16 protein-coding genes are annotated in these 15,990 nt (G+C 48.8%); 8 read left to right on the top strand and 8 right to left on the bottom strand.

The window, feature by feature from the left end; translation table 11 throughout:
- Positions 1-7: 7 nt before the first annotated feature.
- The 4 genes from AC27N8_RS19305 to upp all read right to left on the bottom strand — a co-directional run bounded on the left by AC27N8_RS19305 (position 8) and on the right by upp (position 2,639).
- Complete coding sequence (locus AC27N8_RS19305; RefSeq protein ID WP_487069025.1) at positions 8-313, bottom strand: hypothetical protein; 306 nt, start codon at positions 311-313, stop codon at positions 8-10.
- A 555-nt stretch (positions 314-868) separates the two neighbouring features.
- Positions 869-1,258, bottom strand: coding sequence for a response regulator (locus AC27N8_RS19300; protein ID WP_487069024.1), 390 nt, complete (start codon positions 1,256-1,258; stop codon positions 869-871).
- 151 nt (positions 1,259-1,409) lie between these two features.
- A complete protein-coding gene (locus AC27N8_RS19295; protein WP_487069023.1) occupies positions 1,410-1,922 on the bottom strand; it encodes a hypothetical protein in 513 nt (170 codons plus the stop codon).
- Positions 1,923-1,970: 48 nt separating this feature from the next.
- Positions 1,971-2,639, bottom strand: a complete 669-nt coding sequence (upp, locus tag AC27N8_RS19290) for a uracil phosphoribosyltransferase (protein WP_487074711.1) — start codon at positions 2,637-2,639, stop codon at positions 1,971-1,973.
- A 221-nt stretch (positions 2,640-2,860) separates the two neighbouring features.
- Here upp and AC27N8_RS19285 point away from each other — a divergent pair, with 221 nt between their 5' ends.
- The 4 genes from AC27N8_RS19285 to AC27N8_RS19270 are packed head-to-tail and all read left to right on the top strand — an operon-like array spanning position 2,861 to position 5,482.
- Positions 2,861-3,151: a DUF503 domain-containing protein gene (locus AC27N8_RS19285; protein WP_487069022.1), complete on the top strand. Its 291-nt coding sequence runs from the start codon at positions 2,861-2,863 to the stop codon at positions 3,149-3,151.
- A gap of 22 nt (positions 3,152-3,173) precedes the next feature.
- On the top strand, positions 3,174-3,950 hold the full coding sequence (locus AC27N8_RS19280; protein ID WP_487069021.1) for a WecB/TagA/CpsF family glycosyltransferase: 777 nt from the start codon (positions 3,174-3,176) through the stop codon (positions 3,948-3,950).
- Positions 3,940-4,968, top strand: coding sequence for a bifunctional heptose 7-phosphate kinase/heptose 1-phosphate adenyltransferase (locus tag AC27N8_RS19275; protein WP_487069020.1), 1,029 nt, complete (start codon positions 3,940-3,942; stop codon positions 4,966-4,968). The genes AC27N8_RS19280 and AC27N8_RS19275 overlap by 11 nt, the downstream gene beginning before the upstream one ends.
- Positions 4,961-5,482, top strand: a complete 522-nt coding sequence (locus AC27N8_RS19270) for an adenylyltransferase/cytidyltransferase family protein (protein WP_487069019.1) — start codon at positions 4,961-4,963, stop codon at positions 5,480-5,482. Before AC27N8_RS19275 ends, AC27N8_RS19270 begins: the two co-directional genes overlap by 8 nt.
- 58 nt (positions 5,483-5,540) lie before the next feature.
- On the opposite strand, the gene AC27N8_RS19265 is transcribed toward AC27N8_RS19270, so the two are convergent.
- Positions 5,541-6,380: a PIG-L deacetylase family protein gene (locus AC27N8_RS19265; RefSeq protein ID WP_487069018.1), complete on the bottom strand. Its 840-nt coding sequence runs from the start codon at positions 6,378-6,380 to the stop codon at positions 5,541-5,543.
- 337 nt (positions 6,381-6,717) lie between these two features.
- On the opposite strand from AC27N8_RS19265, the gene AC27N8_RS19260 reads away from it, so the two are divergent.
- From AC27N8_RS19260 to phoU, 4 genes are all read left to right on the top strand, one after another.
- Entirely contained in the window at positions 6,718-6,933 is a 216-nt protein-coding gene (locus tag AC27N8_RS19260) for a bacteriocin (RefSeq protein ID WP_487069017.1), read from the top strand.
- Positions 6,934-7,190: 257 nt separating this feature from the next.
- Positions 7,191-7,850: a hypothetical protein gene (locus AC27N8_RS19255; RefSeq protein WP_487069016.1), complete on the top strand. Its 660-nt coding sequence runs from the start codon at positions 7,191-7,193 to the stop codon at positions 7,848-7,850.
- A 23-nt stretch (positions 7,851-7,873) separates the two neighbouring features.
- A complete protein-coding gene (locus AC27N8_RS19250) occupies positions 7,874-10,603 on the top strand; it encodes a peptidase domain-containing ABC transporter (protein ID WP_487069015.1) in 2,730 nt (909 codons plus the stop codon).
- 467 nt (positions 10,604-11,070) lie between these two features.
- Complete coding sequence (gene phoU, locus AC27N8_RS19245) at positions 11,071-11,826, top strand: phosphate signaling complex protein PhoU (RefSeq protein WP_487069014.1); 756 nt, start codon at positions 11,071-11,073, stop codon at positions 11,824-11,826.
- A gap of 42 nt (positions 11,827-11,868) precedes the next feature.
- Here phoU and AC27N8_RS19240 read toward each other — a convergent pair whose 3' ends face one another.
- From AC27N8_RS19240 to AC27N8_RS19230, 3 genes are all read right to left on the bottom strand, one after another.
- Positions 11,869-13,314 (bottom strand): NADP-dependent isocitrate dehydrogenase, encoded by a 1,446-nt coding sequence (locus tag AC27N8_RS19240; RefSeq protein ID WP_487069013.1) that lies wholly within the window; start codon positions 13,312-13,314, stop codon positions 11,869-11,871.
- A 362-nt stretch (positions 13,315-13,676) separates the two neighbouring features.
- On the bottom strand, positions 13,677-14,255 hold the full coding sequence (locus AC27N8_RS19235; protein ID WP_487069012.1) for a beta-class carbonic anhydrase: 579 nt from the start codon (positions 14,253-14,255) through the stop codon (positions 13,677-13,679).
- A 265-nt stretch (positions 14,256-14,520) separates the two neighbouring features.
- A complete protein-coding gene (locus AC27N8_RS19230) occupies positions 14,521-15,975 on the bottom strand; it encodes a galactokinase (RefSeq protein WP_487069011.1) in 1,455 nt (484 codons plus the stop codon).
- Positions 15,976-15,990 lie beyond the last annotated feature (15 nt).

The following is a 15,990-nucleotide window of genomic DNA, read 5'->3' as shown; positions in this document are numbered from 1 at the left end:
TGTGTATTTAACATTGATATCCCAGGCTACGAGCGATCTCGTAAGTAGTTTGGGCTTCTGTGATGCGCCCCATTTGCTCAAGAACCTGACCTTTATGATAATATAAAACTCCCTGACGTGGAGCAAGAGCTATCGCTTGCTCATAAGCTCTTAATGCAGTCTCAGTGGAATCCAAGTCAATCAGATCAATTGTATTGGCATGAATGTATGCGAAAAATGATGAAGAATGTTCATCGATGTGCTGTGAGAGAGCCGGACTATTCATTGCCGCCCTTTCTTTATCTTCTATAATATAGTCGTCCTTGATCGACATACATGTCCTAAATAAGATCATTCTTTTGCTACCCTATGTTCTGTTAACTATCTTTTTTATGTAAAACCTCTTTCGCAATATGTGTTCGTACCTATGTAAAAAAGCCATCTTGTATGCTATAAAGGGCGGATACCATCCTTGCGAAATAACTGCTGTTTTTATTCTTCCTGATCGTGTGCAGATGATCTGGCTATTCCAGAAACGCTATCTGGAGGTTGTATACTCGAAGCTGAATCGTCCTTGCTCTAGCTCTCTCTGCGTATTATTTTGTATCATACTCCCTCAAATCAATCTGATAAAGATGCAGCAGTATTTATAGTTCTTTTATACTAGTGGCGAGGATAATGAGCCTATGTTTAGCATAGAAATGAAGTACTTTCGTCCTGAATGCGAAGATAAAAAGAACTTTTTGAGAAGGAGAGGATGAGAGAAAATGGAGAGATTATGATAAAAGGGGATGTTTTAGTATGCATTTGCAGTAGAAAAAGACCATCGATGGAGGGGGATTTCGATGATTTTTTCTACCAGGCGGGATAAATATGGTGGTTAATAGTGTTATGCTTCAAGTATCTCTGAGATAAGTCGTAGGAGTTCATCTAATTCAAAGGGTTTTTCTATGTATGGTAGGCGCAGTGTATCAAGTTCCCTGGCAGAGAAATTAGCACTCATGAAGAGTACAGGTGTCTTGTCAAGCTCCGGTGTCGTATGAAGCAAATTATAGAGTTCAAGCCCGTTCATGCCAGGGATTTGATAATCGAGCAGAAACATGTTTGGCCTGCTCTCTCTGATCTTATCAAGGGCTTTGAAGGCGTTATCAACCAGAGTTGCATGATACGGTGTTTCTTGCTGAATGGCGTGTACAATGAATTCACCTATATCCATATCGTCTTCAACCACCAGAATCGTTCGGGGTAAGCTTGTTTTTCCATGTGTATGCGTTGACATAGAGAAATTTCCTTCTTGGTCTCCCATAAAGAAATAAAGATATAATAGATACGTGAACGTGTGCGGATACGCTTCAAATCAAGATATCCACAAGTAAATAGATGGCTCTTTTTAGCTTGAAATAAAGAAATTTGGCTAAAAAGAGCTATGTTTAGGAGTGGGTTGGTGATGAGCGTTTTCGTTGACGTTTCTGCTGTTTCAGCCGTGGATCATCATATTCGCGATAGAGGACTTTTCCAATTTTCCAGCCGAAGTAGCCACAGATAATCACTGCGACAATTGCCACGAGAACCATAGCAATCCGTATAATCGTGCTCAAATTGCTATGAAGTACGCTGGCTAGAGGGTCTGCATAGAAGCGACTGAAGACAGCAATGCTTAAACTTAACACCAGACCCACCATAATCCCCAGGCAACAGCCTAATGGCCCTCCATTTGTTTCTCCCTGAGCCTCTGGTGGTAAGGTTTCGGCGGTGGTTGGCTCTGTTATTCCAGGGGGAGTTTCTAAGATAGGCTGAGAGGGCTCAGATTGCTCTGGTGACTCTGGTGACTCTGGTGACTCTGAGGACTCTGAGGACTCAGGTGAGATGACAGCATTTTCCTCTGGCGGCTTGATGTCCTCTGGGTGCTCCTCTGACGAAAATGAATCTGATGGCGTAGACACAGAAGTTGATCCTTTATCTCTGTAATAATGGTGCGATGGTGAGTGCTTTTAAAAGGTGCCAAATTGACGATCGCCAGCGTCTCCAAGCCCAGGCACAATGTAGCCCATATCGTTGAGCGAGGTATCGAGTGCGGCCACATAAATATCGATGTCCGGGTGAGTCTGGGAAAGTTTCAGGAGTCCGTAAGGGGCTGCGATGATGCCTATATAGGAGATACGTGGGATGCCACGAAGTTTGAGTATATCAATCGCATCAATCGCTGAGCCTCCTGTTGCCAGCATCGGGTCCACCGCGTACACCACCTGTAGATCTATCCGATGGGGGAGACGATTGTAATATTCCTGGGCTTTTAACGTTTCTTCATCGCGGCGTAAGCCTAAATGCCAGGTTTGAACATCAGGGATAACCTGACGCAGGCCATCAGCCAGGCCAAGTCCAGCACGTAAAATGGGTGTCACACCTATCCCGCCGGCCAGGCGTTTTCCAATCATTGGCTCCAGTGGCGTTTCAATCGCGCTATTCTCAAGAGCGAGTGACGCTGTCGCTTCGTATGCCAGCAACGCACCAATTTCACGGACCAGTTGATAGAATTGTGGGGTTGGAGTGTTCTTGTTGCGGAGTAAGGTCATCTTATGGGCCATGACTGGATGAGTCGAGATGTGTACACGCGGTAGATGGAGCACCTCTTCCCGCGTTGGTTGTGGGATGCCTTGCATCGGCAATTTGGGCTGACTACTCTGTGACTGGGTTGCTGACATGTTGATAACCTCGCTATCTATCTCAATGACTTTAAAGAGAATTGTATCAGAGTTGGTAAGATGCGTCGAGGTCTGCACGCGGAACCTTAGAATGTCTGTGTGAGACAGCTATAATCCATAGGTCAAGCATAGGCAAAAAGAAAGGGTGGTGCAGACCCTCTATATGCTATACTACACGCATGGTGATAGCAGTAGCTGAAATTACTTTGCATTTGCCGGATTCTCATTCATTGAAGGATAAGCGGCAAATCATAAAATCGGTGATTGAACGTGTACGTAATCGCTTCGAGGTTTCAATCGCCGAGGTGGGTCAGAATGATGTGTGGCAGGTCGCACAAATCGGGCTGAGCTATGTAAGCAATAGCGGTCAGCATGCAGGTGAAGTGCTTGCCCATATTCAACGCTATATTGAAGAGACGCGTCCAGATCTTGTGATCTCTGCGTACGAAACAGAAGTAATTCATTGGTAAATGTAGAGTGCAAATACGTAATATGTTACCCTTTGATGTACCACCGCCAGTCTATGTACTGGGAGTACGAGTGGATCGCCTCACACAGCGCCAGACTCTGGCTACATTTGAACAGATCATCGCACAGGCGCGTAGCAGTGCAGAACCACATCTATGTCAACAAATTATCACGGTCAATCCTGAATTTGTGATGGCCGCTCAGCATAATCATCTTTTTCGTCAATGTATTAACCAGGCTGCTCTTGTGATGCCCGATGGTATCGGCATCGTGTGGGCAGCCCGCTATCTGCGCCGTCCGACACCCGAGCGCGTGACGGGTGTCGATACGATTGTCGAATTGGCGAAGCTCTGCGCCAGTCATGGCTATCGCATGTATCTGCTGGGAGCCGCTCCAGGAGTGGCTGAAAGCGCTGGCGTTCGCTTACAAGAATTAGCGCCAGGAGTCTCTATCGTTGGTAGCTATGCTGGATCGCCTGCCGTGTCAGAAGAGCAAGAGATTATCGAACGCATCAGAGCCTCCGCAGCCGATGTTCTCTGTGTCGCCTATGGAGCCCCGGCACAGGATCTATGGATTCAGCGCAATCTTGAGCGCTTGCCTGTGGCAATGGCGATGGGCGTTGGTGGCTCCTTCGACTTTTTAACCGGACGGCAGCGTCGTGCTCCCCGCTGGATGCGTAAGTTGGGATTGGAATGGCTGTATCGTCTCTATCGAGAGCCGTGGCGCTGGCGACGGATGCTGGCTTTGCCACAGTTTGCTTTACAGGTTGTATTGAAAGGGCGTAACTCGTATGACGCTTGAGACTTCTCTCTCTTTTCCTGCCGCTTCTCGCCTGCGCACGCTGATCCAGGCTTTTGCGGGGAAGCGTGTACTGGTGATCGGCGATATGGTGGCCGATGAATATTTAATTGGGAATCCAACGCGTATTTCTCGTGAAGCGCCAGTTCTGATACTTGAACTGGCTGAAGAGAGAACTGTTCCCGGGGGAGCAAGCAATGTTGCTGTGAATGCCTGTTCCCTGGGATCACAAGTATTTCTTGCCGGGGTGGTTGGCGATGATCTTCCAGGTCATAAATTTCGCCAGGCGATTAATTCCTGGCAGATGAATCAGGATGGCTTGATTTCAGATAAGACACGACCCACATCGACTAAGACGCGTATCCTAGCAGGCAATTCGCAGCTTGTACAGCAGCATATTGTGCGGTTGGATCGTGTCGATACTTCAGATATTGGCGAGCCGGGCAAGAGTCAGATTATTGAGTATATTCAGCAGAATTTGCCACTTATCGATGCAGTTGTGCTTTCCGATTATGAGAATGGCATGATTAGTCCCGAGATTATCGAGTCCTGTATCCCAACCGCTCGGGCTCTTAACAAAGTTGTAGTGGTGGATGCTCATGGCTCGCTTTTCCGTTTCCAGGGAGTGACGGCCCTTACTCCGAATCAACCTGAAGCTGAGTTAACTTTGGGGCGCACAATTACTAATCAGGCAGATTTAAATGAGGCTGGATGGCGTTTGTTGGAAGGTAGCAATGCTCGAGGAGTGTTAATCACCCGGGGTAGCGAAGGCATGAGCCTATTTGAAGTGGATAAGCCTCCACTGCATATGCCCCTCCATCCCTGGCCGTTCGCGAGCGAAATCGTTGATACCAATGGGGCCGGTGATACGGTCGCTGCTACCTTCACTCTGGCTTTGACGGCTGGCGCAAGTATGCCTGAGGCTGCTTATCTTGCGAATGCTGCTGCTGCTCTGGTGGTACGTCGCATGGGATGTGCCAGTAATACACCTGAAGAATTAATGGGAATCCTACATGAATAACCTCTATCAACTTGCACAACAAAAAATAGTCACGCGAGCCCAACTGGCGACTGATGTCCAGCGTCGCCAGCACGCGGGCGAGCGCTGTGTCTTTACTAATGGATGCTTCGATCTCTTACATCTGGGTCATGTTCGCTACCTTCAGGAGGCGAGAGCTCTGGGAGACTTTCTGGTGTTGGGACTGAATAGCGATGAGAGTACGCGGCAACTTAAAGGACCATCTCGTCCCCTGGTGCCCGAGAATGAACGCGCCGAGATTCTGGCCGCGCTTCAGTGCATTGATTATGTGACTATCTTTCCTGAACGTACCGCTAACGCGCTGATTGATCTTCTTCAACCTGCTATCTATGTGAAGGGGGCCGACTATGTCGGTGCCGATGGCCATCAGCCAGATCTGGCGCGTCTACCGGAGGCATCGTCTGTCCAGGCATATGGGGGAGAGATACGTTTCATTGCTTACTTGCCACATCATTCCACTACAGAAATGATTGAGAAAATTAAGCATTTACCATAAAAGTATCTTTCTTCTATTCATTAGACCCGTGCCACCTGACATGTTTTGTGGTAATACATTAGGGGATGTGAGCAAATAAGTTGTTTTCGCCTGGAACATCATTGCCCACGCGTGAGGTCGCCAGTTGAAAATACTCGCTGCTGCGCCATTTCCGCTGGAGCTCACGCGGAAGGCGGATAATTGGCAGCACGGAGTCGACGTTGCTGCGATGCTTGTCCCAGGACCTCTTTTTCTCGTCTTGCCAGGGCTCAACATCTAAGAGGACGCTGATTTGATTATCGTCAAAGCCAGTATGTTCCAGATCCAGGTTTTTAAACACATTGTCGAAGGCTTGATCTTGAATCCATTCAGACATCATAAGTACCTGGCGGCGTGAGTAGGACATATAGTAAAGCTTCGCTGCTGCGTGCGCTGGCCCCTTTTCAGGATATAAAGCTCTGTCGGCTGCCGCGTGAAAGGCTCCAACAGTGTACTTGTAGATGGCGATATGGTCAGGATGGCCATATCCTCCAAACTCGTCGAAGGTGATAATGACTTGTGGACAGAAATCGCGAATGATTTCTACTAATTTCCCAATCACTTCGGCGGAATTGGCTTTGACAAATGCCTGTTCATGATTGTTGGCCGGAGTATCTGGCATCCCTGAGTCACGGTATCCCAGGAACCAGAGGTGCGACACTTTGAGTACTTCAGCTGCGGCTCGCATCTCTGCTTCACGTATTTCTCCAAGGTTGTTCGGTGCAGCCAGAACAGAATCAGTATTCTCTCCTACCTCTCCACGTGTTGCGTAGACAAGGCCAGTTTCGATGCCTTGCGCCTGATATTTCAACAATGCGCCGCCAATAAGTCCCTCATCATCGGGGTGCGCAAAAATGCCTAGTAGTCTTTTCGTTGACATGATGCTTGTTCCTTTTCTTCTGCCTGCCTTTGTGCACGGAACCTCTATGCTAATGTAGCATGTGGTAAGAATAGCTGTCAATTCTGTGTGCTTTCACTTTAGCTCTTTTGTAACTGCGTTTCGATGGTTCGTAATGGTGTGAATGATGCGAAGGAATAAAGTATAAACCTGGCATGTCTTATCTAAAGGTCCCAAAAATACTAACTTGTAAAAATTCCTAAAAAAGGCCGTGTAGATATATATGCAAAGAACAGATGCCAATTTGTTCGCTGCATAACAGCAACGGTTATCGATGTATGTTGGATATTAAGATCCTTAGTTTAGGGAAGGTGAAAACATGTTTTCTATTTTTAAAAAGGCACAGGCAGAAGAAGTCGTTTTACAAGAATTAAATGAGGAAGAGCTCTCCCAGGTTGCTGGTGGTCATCATCACCATCATCACCATCACCATCACCATCACCACAATACATGGACCAATAAGAAGCCAACGACCACGACGACTGCGACGACCACAACGAAGATAGGCGTCGTACCCACGAACTCACATTGGTAGAATTGTCTCTGTGATGGCATGCTGTTGTTAGTGCGAAAGTAGATGCTGCCCCGGCATTTATGCTGATATGCCTGCCCGCTAACAATCGCCTTTTGCTATGTTACCGTTGCTGTCTATTTGATCGATCGTGAATAGCTTGTTCAACGATCGATCAAATACGGCAGCGGTGTCGCTGTTTTTTTGCATCCAGAATGATGTATTGTCGTGCAAATGCTCCAGACTAAAATGAATCCCTATTTAAGAAGTGAGGTGCGCTCATGGCAACTCAGGATCGTTCGATTTTTCGGAAACGTGCCCTGGAAAAATATATGCACAAGCAAGAGACGCATGTCATCTTGCGATTGGTCTCCCCTCGGATGTTTGGTTTCATGTGGGCATTTATTTTTCTTGCTATTTGTGCGGGTGCAGTTCTCTGGTCCATCAAGGAGCCAATTGTCATTCAAGGAAAAGGTGTTGTTGTGCAAGAGAAAGCCAGCAACGGAAAAAAAGCGCAGGTTGTTGTCTTGCTGTTATTGCCAACTGATCAGCAGGCCAACTTGAAAATGGGACAACCCGTGACTATCAGTATCGCATCAGCGAACATCAAATTTCATAGTAGCATAGGAATGGTCGAACAGGGTGTTATGAGTCCAGCCGCCATCAGTATGCAAGTCAATTTACAATTGCCAGCATCTCTGGCACAAACCATTGCGGGACCATCGATTGTTGCCAGCGCGCCTGTTGAGCCAATGTCCCTGGCTCAGACATATTTAGGGAGCCAATGCGATGCACAGGTACAGATTGGAACACAAAGTGCTTTCTCTTTTATCCCGGGCGCCAGTACGGTAGCGAGATTTTTTCATAGTGTGCCAGGGTATATCCATAATCTTCCTGACACCTTCCAGAATATCAAAAACTTCATTAGCAGTCATATTTAATATTGTAAGAGGAATGTGTTTTTATGGGGCCTAGGCACAGCGATAAAATTAAAGCGTATCGTTTAGATCCAATGAATCAGCAAAAAGATACAGAGGCACCACCAGTCATAGAGAAGAGTCATTTGCTTAACAATGGTAAAGACACTTCCATGAAGATGCCTATTGCGGGTCTACCGATACTGTCTGCCGAAGATTTTCAGTGGCAGATGGTTCCTACACCAGCTCCAACTTCACCTGTTCAGACGCCACTACCACAAGCTAATGTAGATGCTAAGCAGAACGAGCGCTCATTTCAGCCATCTCATGTGCGGAACACGCCTGTGCCGCCACGCATAGAAAGAAGGCAACCGGAAAGGCAAGCCCCTTTAATATTGCCACCTCCACCCTCCACTATTAATATGCCTCGAAGTGCTCCGGTGCAAGCGATGAGAAGTGCTCCAGTGCAAGCGAGCGGGATGTATAAATGGGAGAATCAGACTTCCAGATATCCTGCTGAGTTGATCTCAATCATGGAGTCAGAGACGCGTGAGATGCAAGCCCTGGGGAGCCAGCCCGTCGAAGACGACGATGATAAGCCAGCCAGGAGACGGCGGAGGAAGCGGCGGTGGGTGCCTGAGATGCGACAGATGACGGCGGTTGAGTGTGGCTCAACTTGTCTGGCGATGATCTTAAATTATTATGGGTATGCCACGAGTACTTCAGAGGTACAAGAGCATTGTGGGGTCGGACGAGATGGTCTAACAGCCCTTGAGATTGTGAAGTCGGCAAGATTGTATGGTTTGCGTGTTCGCACTGTCTCAGTCACACTAGATGATTTCCGTTATGTCACGCTTCCGGCGATTGTGCACTGGGAGTTTAACCACTTTATGGTGGTCGAGCGCAGGTCTTCCAAGGGTATAGATGTCGTTGATCCAGCTGTGGGACGTCGCCGATTGAGTCTCGAAGAGTTTGACGAAGGTTTCACCGGCGTTGCGATTATGCTAGAGCCAAGAGCCCAATTTAAGGAGCGAGCGCCGCAGAAAGTTCTTACCCCCTGGGCTTATATGAGCTCACTATTGACTATGCGTACTATCATTGTCCAGATTATTGGGGCCTCACTGCTCTTACAATTATTAGGACTCGGCGTTCCTGTTTTAACTGAGATCGTCCTTGATCGCATCCTACCGCAAAAAGATCCCAACCTGTTGACAATATTGGGTCTGGGGATGCTGATTCTGGTGCTTATGCAGGGAGTCGCTATATTCTTGCGCTCCTCGTTATTGATCTATTTACAGACCAGAATCGATACGAATATGATGCTCAATTTCTTTGAGCATATGCTTAGTCTCCCCTATCGTTTCTTTCAGCTGCGTTTGAATGGAGATCTGCTGGCTCGAATGAATAGCAATCTGGCGATTCGTGACCTGCTCACCAATCAGCTTATTTCTACGTTGCTTGATGGCAGTACCGTGATTGTCTACTTCGTTATCCTGCTGTTTTTTTCAAAATCCATTGCCTTGATTGCATTAGCAATCGGAATGTTCCAGGTACTGCTCTTGCTGGTGACATCCCCGTCGATTCGTCGGCTCACGCAGCGGGATTTGGAAGCGCAGGGCAAAACCCAGGGATACATGAATGAAATTTTGTCTGGTATTGCAACATTAAAAGCTGCTGGGGCTGAGCACCGGGCCTTTGATCGTTGGGAGAATCTCTTTTTTGATGAAATGAATATTTCATTGAGACTTCGTTATCTCTCCTCTGTGATCAGTGCTATGATTGGCATTTTAAATCTCCTCTCCCCATTGCTATTGCTCTGGGTTGGCGCGATGCAGGTCATCGATGGGACAATGACCATAGGTGCTATGCTGGCGTTTAATACGTTGGCAATCTCATTTCTCGTGCCACTGGGCTCACTGGCAGGTAGCGTCCAGGAATTGCAGGTTATACGCGCTCATTTTTCACGCATCGCCGATGTCATTGGAACTGATCCTGAGCAAGATCCTGTCGATGTCAAGACTCCTCATCACTTGCAGGGATATATCGAGTTGAAGCATGTGGCCTTTCGTTATAACGAGAACGCTCCTCATATTCTCAGAGATATCAATGCCAGGATCTATCCAGGTCAGAAGGTGGCCCTGGTTGGTAAAACAGGCTCGGGCAAGAGCACGCTGGGAAAGCTCCTGGTAGGTCTGATCCATCCCACTAGTGGATCGATTCAGTATGATGGCATTCCTCTGGAGAGCTTGAATTATCAGGAGGTGCGCAATCAGTTTGGTGTCGTTTTACAGGAGTCTTTCATTTTTAGTGGCTCGGTTAGAGAAAATATTGCTTTGAATAATCCTGATATGGATCTGGAGCGTATTATCGAGGCTGCCCGGCTGGCGGTGATCGATGAGGATATTGCTAAGATGCCGATGGGCTATGATACGCTGGTCTCCGAAGGCGGAAGCGCTTTCTCGGGCGGACAGCGCCAACGTCTGGCGTTGGCACGAGCGTTGGCACATCATCCGGCATTGCTGCTCCTGGACGAAGCAACTAGCGCGCTCGATGTGATGACAGAGCATGCTGTCGAGCAGAACCTTAGCCGTCTTCCATGCACACAGGTGATTATCGCGCATCGCTTGAGTACCATTCGTAACGCAGACGTGATTATGGTTTTGGATCGCGGACATATTGTGGAGACGGGAAATCATCAGCAATTATTACAGAGGAGCGGCTTCTACGCCAACTTGATTCAAACTCAAATGCAAAATGGCGAGATCGCAAGTCGCTGACGAGTAATCAGGTGATCCTGCATGGGCAATCGCTGCTATTGAGACCACTGGAGAAGTCTCAATAGCAGCGATTGCTTATATTTGTTTCTGCTCAGTAATGATCATTTGTTGAATATTATATGTTTATAAGATATGCCTGCTTGATGTATTGTGTGCCGATTGAGAGAGAATTATCAAGAGGTTCATATGCTGCCAGAAAGGATTTTATGTTATATAAGTTTATCCCTTCTAGTTGTGCTCTTATCCTTAAAGAATAGAACGCGCAATTAGACTATGACTCTATCTTTACTGTGGAAAATATGCTACACTATGTTTGGTGTGAATGACGGTGAATGCATTCTTTAAGCGCTGCTTCTCTGGCATTTTCATATCTGTGGGTTTTATAAATCTTGAAACCCTGATACACTAGTGGGGTCGGGTTGATGATTGGTGGTTATAGATTGTACAAAGATTTTGAGGGGTGTTGCATGGCACGATCCACATTAGATAGAGAATTACGCGAGTTGGATGATCAGATTCAACGCTTAGGTAGCCTGGTTGATGAGGCTCTGGAGAAAGCATTAAATGCTCTGGCCACAGGGGATCTGGCTCAGGCCGGTATGATCATTGAGGCTGACTCGACAATCGATGCTTTGCGCAAGACGGTTGAGGAGCACGCGATTCGCTTGTTGACATTACAGCAGCCATTGGGTGGTCGTGATCTGCGCTATTTGACTTCAGCGTTGGCTATTGCCGGCGATCTAGAACGTGCAGGCGATGGGGCTGCTGGTATTGCACAACTTCTGTTGCGTATGATGCCGTTACGTAGTAATACCAATGATCTGGCTGCTGCGGTTGGGAATACACAAGTGTCTGAGGCATCTGTATTGCGTGGTATCCTCGATCTTGGAACTGAGGCTCGGCGTGTTTTACAAGGGACGATGAAGGCGTTTGCGCAGCGCGATGTGAAAGCGGCCCATTACATCTGGGAAGAAGATGATGTTGTCGATGTTCGCTATCATCTTGTCCGTCACGATTTGATGGCGATGATGGCTGGTGCTCATGCCATTCCAACCCTCCAGAACGATGCAACGGCTCTGCAACGTGCCACATATCTGCTCTGGATCGCTCATAAGTTGGAGCGCGTTGCCGATCATTGTACCAATGTCTGTGAGCGTCTGGTGTTCACGATTGAGGGCGACAATGAAGAATTCAATGTCTCTGCAGATAAAAATAAGTCGTAGAAGAGAATGCTCTTTTCTACGACTCAGTTTGGTCTGATCTTACTATGCTCCAGATACTGATGAGTAACCTGCTTGCCCATCAAAGTTGTAGAGATTTTCGATCTTAATAAAATCGAAGCCGCTATCACTGACACGCTGGAGTAACGATGTAATTTGAGTGTGCGAGATTGTTCCTTCTCCAAGGAAGCGGCAGCGCCAATGATCTGTCGTGAGCGTCTCGGATAGACCATTTGGCCACACTCGCGCTCCACGGTTCGAAATCAAGCTCAAGGTTAATCCGTCTCCGTTGAGACGCTGGATGGCTTCGCCCAGAGCATTCACATTGTCTTGTGCCCAATCAAGGAACACATCGACCCCGACCAACTCTTTTTTGACTTCAATGCGCTGGCGTTTGATCGTTTCTTTGTCTGCCAACTTGGGGGCAGAAATGTAGTGGACCGCTTTGAGCGTCTGTGGCTCTTGTCCCAGGCGAGCAATCACGGCTTCGGCGAATTCTTTAGTGCCGACTTTTTGCTTGCTGACTCCCTCCGCATAGATATCGTATGTGTGGATACCATCCTCAAGCGTGCGCAGCCAGGCGTTGTGGACGCGCGTGGCTACGTCGGGCTGGTCGATGTGCACCAGAAGCATCACTGCGGCCAGCAGCAGTCCCGATGGATTGGCTAGATCTTGTCCAGCACGACGAGGCGCGGAGCCGTGAATGGCTTCAAACATGGCACATTGATCACCGATGTTGGCTGATCCCGCCAGACCAACTGAGCCTGCGATCTGGGCGGCCACGTCTGAAAGGATATCTCCATAGAGATTGGGCATCACGATGACATCAAATGCTTCTGGCGTATCTGCCATCTTCGCCGCACCGATGTCAACGATCCAGGTCTCTTTTTCGATGTCGGGATACTCTACTCCAACCTCGTCGAAGATTTTGTGGAAGAGACCATCGGTGATCTTCATGATGTTGTCCTTCATGAAGCAGGTCACTTTTTTGCGGTTGTTCGCTCGCGCATATTCGAAGGCGTAGCGCACGATTCTTTCAGATCCAGGACGGCTGATGAGCTTGAGAGTCTCGGTCATGTCGTTTGTCTGGCGATATTCGATGCCTGTATAGGTATCCTCTTCGTTTTCACGCACGATGACAACATCCATGACTGGATGTTTGGTGTCTACAAATGGATAGTAGGAGACGCAGGGGCGTACGTTTGCATAGAGTCCAAAGGTTGTTCTTGTCGTGACGTTCAGGCTCTTGTAGCCGCCTCCTTGAGGCGTGGTGATGGGGGCTTTGAGGAAGACTTTGGTGCGGCGGAGCGATTCCCAGGCACCTGGCTCGATGCCGGCTGTGATGCCTTTGAGGTATACTTTTTCTCCGACTTCTATGGTCTCGGGCTCAATCTGGGCACCAGCGGCCTCGATGATATGAAGCGTGGCTTCCATGATTTCTGGTCCAATGCCATCACCATGGGCTACTGTAATGGGTGTTTTATTTGTCATATTCGATGAGGAGTCCTTTCTCGGGTTATTTTGCTCCTACCGATGGAGCGAATCGTGTCTTTCAGACAATGTAAAGGCCACATGCTTGGTTGATGTGACATGGGTGACCGCAAATGCATATCTTTAGCGTTGCGTTCCATCTGATGAGGGGCGAACGCTGCTTGTGCGTGCTACCATGGAAAATTACTGCTTGTATGCAGTTTTATGTGGCTCTGAAAATAAGGTTGGGTAGCTTTAACATAAGGTGTCAAAACTACCCGCATTGTATCACATGGTATGCCTGTATCACTGTAGGCTATCGATATGCAACGGCAGCCCTGCTATGCGTGCAGGAGACACCTTTCAGCTACAGTGCGATGCTTCTATACGTTGGCTTTGGCTTCTCCATCGTCGACGACTGTAAGCTGGCCCGTATTGATGTCGATGACCAGTCCGTAGACGGGTATTTTTGGCAGGAAGGGACTACTACGGATGACATTGACTACTTCCTGGACGTTGAGATGGACATCGCTAAAGGCACCAATCCAGTTGACCAATCCATCGATGTCATTCAACCCACGCTCTGTGATCAATTGTTGCGGATCTACTCCCAGAGCCTGCATCGAGGATGTCAGCGCGACCGGATTGACTTTTGAGAGTCCGCATTCTGTATGCCCAACGACAAAGACGCGTCGTACTCCAAGCAGGTAGATGCCTCCTGCCAGCGAGCGAATCAGATCGTTGGATGCCTCTTGGCGATCGGGTGAGGAGATAGTGGCTCCTGCGGTGCGCAGCTCAAGGACTTCTCCACGCTCCAGGCCCAGAGCTGGCTCAAACATATTGACCAGGCGGCAATCCATACAAGTAACTATGGCTGTCTGTTTACGGGGAGCGTGCCCAACATGGGGAAGCGTCGTATTCTGGAGGAAACGTTCGTTGTGCGCTAATATCTCATTAAGCATCAGGTTACCTTCCTTTTGCGTCTTGGAAATGATAATAGTGTAATCCGGGTAAGCCACGCTAGTGTAGCACGCTGGATTAAAATGTACAAGCTCGTAGCGTCGCACGCTCGCGTGCGATGTCCCTGTGATTCGTATGAGACGGCAGGATTGCGGTGTACCACGCAGGCGAGCCTGATCGTACGTCGAGTGGGACATCGCACGCGAGCGTGCGACGCTACGGTGTCCACCTTTTGGGTGTCTCAATATTCAGAAAAGCTAACGATATTTAGTTCGTAATGAGTTGCATGGTTCCCCAGGCACAGGCACCGGAAGATGACCCTCGCAAGAGCGTCGTTGTTAGTCCTGTCTCTTGTTCATATTGTTGTGCAATCCTCTGAATGACTTCATCCGCATTCTGTCGCGCTAATATTGCCACTGTCCCGCCACTGCCTCCACCAGTGATCTTGGCCCCATAGATCTGGGCTGCTGGCCCGGCCTGACGTGCTAGCTCTACCAGACGATCTGTCCCAGCCGATCCCAGGCCACAGGCGCTGTAGCTGACGTGCGCTTGATACATGAGCTCTCCAAGGAGTGCGAGCTGCTCGTCGGTCGCTGGCGATGTTTCTAGCAGGTTGCGGAACAGTCGGACGCGGTGATGCTCATAGATAGGATGAGCGGTTGGTTGTCGAATGGCATATGTTCTCTGCGGATCGATCTTTGTGATCGTATCAGTTGTGCCGCCATAGCGCTCCAGGAATGAGGCGCCATCGAGCTTGAGGGGAAGTTGGTCCCGATAAAGAGTTTCCCACTCTGAGGGAGTGATGTTGGCGAGGTAGCCTTGCCATTGTGGATCGGTGATCTCCAGCGTGGAATGATCAGTTGATGAGGTGACCGCGAAGTTTTGCAGATCAGCGATGATGCGATAGCCCATGAATGCGCCGACACGGACCGAACCATAGTCTGCGCCCGCAACAGTATGTCGTACGCCCGAGTCGATGCCCCAGATCTCAACACCATCTGGGAGAGGCACTGATCCCTGTAGCTCTGCAGGCTGACAGAGAAGTGCTAGCAGGCTATTATCCTCACCGCAGGCTGAAGTCATTTGATCCATGACGCCACAGGGAGCTCCAACGATCAGATTCTCGACTTTCTGGCAGAGGATGGCAAGTGTGCGCCCACTAATATCGAGATGATAGAGTTCGTTGAGCGCTTGCATGGTGGCAACTTCAAGTGCGGCCGACGAGCTCACTCCTTTGCCGATGGGGACTTCGCAGTGGACAATAATTCGTAACCCTTGTGTCAGGTGGAGATGATACTCGCGTTGCAACATGGCGACGACTCCGATGACATAAGCGGCCCAGGCGGTCTCTGGATCGGCTGTAAGCAATGTTCTGGCCGCTTGATAGTCTATCGGCTTGCCCTGTTCTCTCAGGCTCTCAAGGGGCACTGTGACGGTCGGATGCTCCAGGATATCGGACCCCGCTGTGCTGTAGACGGTGATTGTGGGATCACTGGTTTGCTGAACTGCGGCGATGGTGGCGACCGCCAAGGGCATCTCCAGGACAAGTGAACCTGAATAATCAGCGATACCTCCCATGAGGTCGAGGCGTCCAGGAGCACGGGCGATGAGTAGAGGTCGATCGGTGGCAAAGAAGTCGGCTGCCTGCGTGTTGAGGTGTGTGAGGAAGCGTTCTATCTCTGGTCTGGCTATCCCTGAGGATGCGTCGTTGTCATGCCACATCGGGAGATGGCTCCT

It is taken from the genome of Dictyobacter sp. Z7_2 (assembly GCF_057551105.1).
The sequence above is the reverse complement of the archived record's forward strand: the minus strand, read 5'-3'. Positions and strand labels throughout refer to the sequence as shown.